We start from the raw sequence: 4281 nt of genomic DNA on the forward strand, positions 1-4281 counted from the left end.
CTACACATTGAATACATGACCTTATTTTTTATAAAAACAAGGCGTACTAAAGCGACTCACTGAAAAACATAATGATCTGGGGGTGATGCGTTAATTTATCTAACGTTTTGTGCTGTAGGAGGTCAGTTTTTTAATTTAATAACCAGCAGATAATAGCGTGCCAATGAGCAGCCTACGATGCACATGATTTAATACTGGTAATGACTTTAACGTTTATTTTTAGTTATCATCCTCCTGGTGGTTAATTTATACCCTATAGGAAGAAGAAAGTTGTTGTGAACGGGAATCAAGAATTCCCTGGTTAAATATGTGAGTGCTGACACATAGTTAAAGCTAGGAGAATAATCGTGGGTGAAATGAAGGGGGATTGTTCTTGGGAAGGCGGAGCTGATTTACCAATAAAAATAAAAAGCCCCCGCACAACGTGGATTGTGCAGGGGCTTCAGTAAGGCAAGGACGTTACTTCTTCTCTACCGCTGCCTGAATGGCATCGGCCAGAGTGCTGACGTGCTTCTCTGCCGTTTTCAACTGGTATTCGACACCGTTGCCGTCGTTGGTGTCGGACAGCGTTGCCTTCAACAGTTCCAATGCTGCCTGCACCGCCAGTAATCTGCGTTTTTGCTCTTCAGTTGGAGCGATCCCAGAGCCAAAATAATTCTCTAACATATTCATTTCCTTTCGCTAGACCTACCGAAATGGCAGACAACACAGCTTACATGGGGGGGATACCCACCATTTTCAAGGCATTGCCCTGAGTGCTGTCTCTGGTTCCAACGGCTTTGAGCCATTTTGGCGCGCACTGTTGATCCAGGCAAACGAGCCCATCAGCGCAATCACCGCCAGTAAAATATACTCCAACGACATGGCATATACCCCCTGGATGGCGTAAATCACTACGCTGATCACGTCAATCACCACCCACAGCAGCCAGTTTTCGACGTATTTGCGCGTCATCAGCACCATGGCGGCGATTGACAGCACCAGCATGGTGGAATCCCACAGAGGGAAGGCGTCTGGCTGTAGCTCAGGCATCACTACGGACAGCCCCAATCCCTGCATAATACCGATAGCCACGCGCGTCAGTACGGCGAACACCGGATCGATAAATAGTGACATCAGGCCGATAGCCACCACGCAAACCACCAGCAGCGTGAGGGCTTTTTGCCGTGGCAGCCAGCGAATTTTCAGCGCGGCTTCGTTATTTTCGTTCTGACGGCTCCAGGCGTACCAGCCGTACAGGTTGGCGACGAAGAAAAACACTTGTAACAGCAGGCTGGCATACAGCTGGATCTGGAAGAAGATCGCAGCAAACAGCGTGACGTTAATCAAGCCGAACAGGTAGTTGATAATCTTTTCTTTGCTGGCAAACCAGATGCACAGCAGGCCAAATACCGTTCCAATGGCTTCGATCCATGACAGCGCATAGCCGCCTTCGCCCAGAGGAATATTGACCATGACGTTATTGATGCTGAAGAAATCCATTATTGCGTCCTCTCAAGGTGATCCTGATACAGCGTTTCGAGTGCGAGCACGATTTCGCGTTCCTCGCCACGTTGGCAGGAGTGTTCCTGCTGTTGATAGTCATTAATGCTCTGCTCCAGGCAGCCCTGGTGTTCCACTACCACGTTCAGGATAGAAGCAATGCGCATATTACGCAGTGCACCAACGACCATCAGCGGAGCGGTTTCCATATCGGCGGCGAGAATGCCTTTGGCCGACCAGAAATCGGTGATCTCCTGTTCCCGGTCGGTGTAGAAACTGTCATGGCTGCGGACATAGCCGCAGTGCGTACTGTATCCCAGTTTTTTTGCCTGCTGGCGTAGCAGAGAGACCAGGCCAAAGTCGGCACTAGCCGGGTAGGCAGCAGGAATATAGGCGTTGCCGGTGCCCTCATCACGTACTGCCGCGCTTGCGATCACCAGATCGCCCAGTTTCATCGCGGTCTGCATTGCGCCACAGCTACCAATGCGTACCAGGCAATCGACGCCAATCTGATGCAATTCCTCGGCAGCGATGGCAGTAGAGGGGCCACCCATGCCGGTTGAGATCACCAGCACTTCCACGCCACGAAACCAGCCGCGTAACGCCCGGTATTCGCGGTTTTGCCCAAAGTCTTCCACCTGCTCCAGAAAGCGGGCAACGTGTTCGACGCGTTGCGGATCGCCCGGTAACAGCGCGTAATGGGCGTGTGTCATCTGCCGGCTAAGCCGGATGTGGGGTTGTAGTTGAGTCATGGAGCTTACCTGCGTTTATACCCGTCGTCTTTCAAACCGCAGCGTTGTTACCTGCACTATCCCACCCCAGTCACTTACTAAAAGTAAGCTCCTGGGGCTGGGATAGCTTGCCGCCTAGCTGCAGCTTGAAATCCATAGGGTATAGATGGATTTTCTGCCCGATGGTGTAAATCGGGTACCGCTGGAATCAAAACCCGGCCTGTTGATGTAAACGCACCGGGTCGACCACCGCAATCCGTTCACCGTTGACCGTAATAATATGTTGCTCGCGCAGTTCAAACAGGATGCGGTTGATACTACGTGGGGCTACGGCAAACTGTTCGCTGAGCTGTTGTTTGTTAATGGTGATCCCTGCTTCATTTTTGGCTCCCTGGTGTTGGTAGCTTTGCCACAGCGCATGACAGACGCGCTGGTGCAATGAATAGAGGCTGTCTTCGCCAGCTTTTTTCGATAGCTGGTAGTACTGGCTGCTGAACGACTGAATGATTTTCTGGTTGAAGTAATTGTCGACCGTCAGCCAGTGGCAAAAATCGGCGCGTGAAAGCGTTAGTAACTGAACCTCACTGGTTGCTTCTACCGAGCAGATATACGGCCGTTGCTCAAAGATCTCCAACTCACCCAGCATATCTCCAGCATGGTAGCGCGCCTGTAAATATTTACGCCCGTCGTCGGCGTGAATAAATACGTCTACGTTGCCCTGGGCGATCAGGTGAAATTCATCACAAACTTCATTCTGTTGGCAGATCAGCGTACCCGCTCTGACTTGCTGCAATTGCCAGCGGCGTAAAATCGCTAACGGGCAGTATTTCAGCAGGTCATAAAGTATCGCATCTCCGGTCACCAACTCGACAACGCTCAGCCATTCACTGTTTTTTTTGTCGTTCTGCATAGCGTTAACTATAAAGTTCTCCGGCAGGTAAGGACAGGACGCCAGTCCGGCGGCAATAGTAAAAAGGAGGGTAAAACTGGAAGCTGGCTCTGATATTAGAATATTGGTCGGGACATTTGTCCCAACTTGTTTATCGCTAGGGCAGTGGTGTGATGGGGTTCACAAATTAAAGGGGAAAGCGGGAGAGAAAAGCCGATGGAGAAAATTATTTCCCCATCGGTGGTAGCACAACTTACTGTTTAGGGAAGTTCACAATATCCGTCACCATATCATCAATGGCTTTCTTCACGTCAACCAAGGTGATTGGGGCATTCGCATTACTGACCGTTTTACCGAGGCTTTTACGCACTACGGCCAGCACAGTTTTACCGGTATCCTGATCAACCAACTGGATTTCCATGAATAACGCGGTGTCTTGCGTTCTGTGTCCGCTGGCCGCCATGCTGGTGGCAATCACGGCAGTTACAGGCAGCACTTCATAGAATTGCACATCTTCGTTTTGCGCGGTGACCGCAGTAATGGCGACTTTAGCGACCAGCACGCGTTTACCCGCTGGGCTAGGCAGCAGGGTAGTACGCTGTGCCACGGCATTTCTTAGCGTGGTGCTGGCGTATTCCCTAATCTGATCCAGCGTTTGCTGACTTACACGCTCAGTCGGTTTGGCTGGAGGGAAGAACACCACCGGGGCAATATAGATGCCACGATAGTTGCCTTCTTTAAAATCGGGAGAGATCCAGCGCAGCACCTCATGCCCGCTGGGGGTGGTCACTTTTTGCAGTTTACTGTAGTCCTGCAGGAAGCCTGAATACTGGGTAGTATCTGCGACCTTGGAGGAACATCCCGCCAACAACAGACCCGCAGCCAAAACGGCCGCGGCAACGCCAAAACGATTTTTTTTTCATATACTTCCCATTATGAAGTAGGTTTGGTTGTGCCTGAAAAAATATAGCACCAACCGGCAGATTAAGACATTGGATAGCTCTTACTGAAAACGGTGTTGTTACAAATTAACTTTTGTTGTTGCTGAGATTGCTCATTAATAAAGCTAGGCGCTATTGCACGGCTAAAGGGTTTGCTATGCCAGGCCTGCAATCTTGCAGGTAAGCCACATGCAACACGCTATTCATGCCCAAAATAGGGTCATGTATTCAATGTGTA

5 protein-coding genes are annotated in these 4281 nt (G+C 50.3%); all 5 read right to left on the reverse strand.

Features of this window, described 5'->3' with window-relative positions; genetic code table 11:
• Positions 1 to 459: 459 nt before the first annotated feature.
• The 5 genes from U869_RS0129000 to U869_RS0129020 all read right to left on the reverse strand — a co-directional run bounded on the left by U869_RS0129000 (position 460) and on the right by U869_RS0129020 (position 3988).
• Positions 460 to 666, reverse strand: coding sequence for a hypothetical protein (locus U869_RS0129000; protein ID WP_025123912.1), 207 nt, complete (start codon positions 664 to 666; stop codon positions 460 to 462).
• 72 nt (positions 667 to 738) lie between these two features.
• Complete coding sequence (gene pnuC, locus U869_RS0129005; protein WP_025123913.1) at positions 739 to 1482, reverse strand: nicotinamide riboside transporter PnuC; 744 nt, start codon at positions 1480 to 1482, stop codon at positions 739 to 741.
• Positions 1482 to 2234: a nucleoside phosphorylase gene (locus U869_RS0129010; RefSeq protein ID WP_025123914.1), complete on the reverse strand. Its 753-nt coding sequence runs from the start codon at positions 2232 to 2234 to the stop codon at positions 1482 to 1484. The genes pnuC and U869_RS0129010 overlap by 1 nt, the downstream gene beginning before the upstream one ends.
• A 187-nt stretch (positions 2235 to 2421) precedes the next feature.
• A complete protein-coding gene (locus U869_RS0129015; RefSeq protein WP_025123915.1) occupies positions 2422 to 3123 on the reverse strand; it encodes a Crp/Fnr family transcriptional regulator in 702 nt (233 codons plus the stop codon).
• A 232-nt stretch (positions 3124 to 3355) separates the two neighbouring features.
• Positions 3356 to 3988, reverse strand: a complete 633-nt coding sequence (locus U869_RS0129020) for a DUF3313 domain-containing protein (RefSeq protein ID WP_025123916.1) — start codon at positions 3986 to 3988, stop codon at positions 3356 to 3358.
• Between the last annotated feature and the right edge of the window lie 293 nt (positions 3989 to 4281).

Origin of the sequence: Serratia sp. H1w, from assembly GCF_000633355.1 — a bacterium.
Lineage (GTDB): Bacteria > Pseudomonadota > Gammaproteobacteria > Enterobacterales > Enterobacteriaceae > Chania.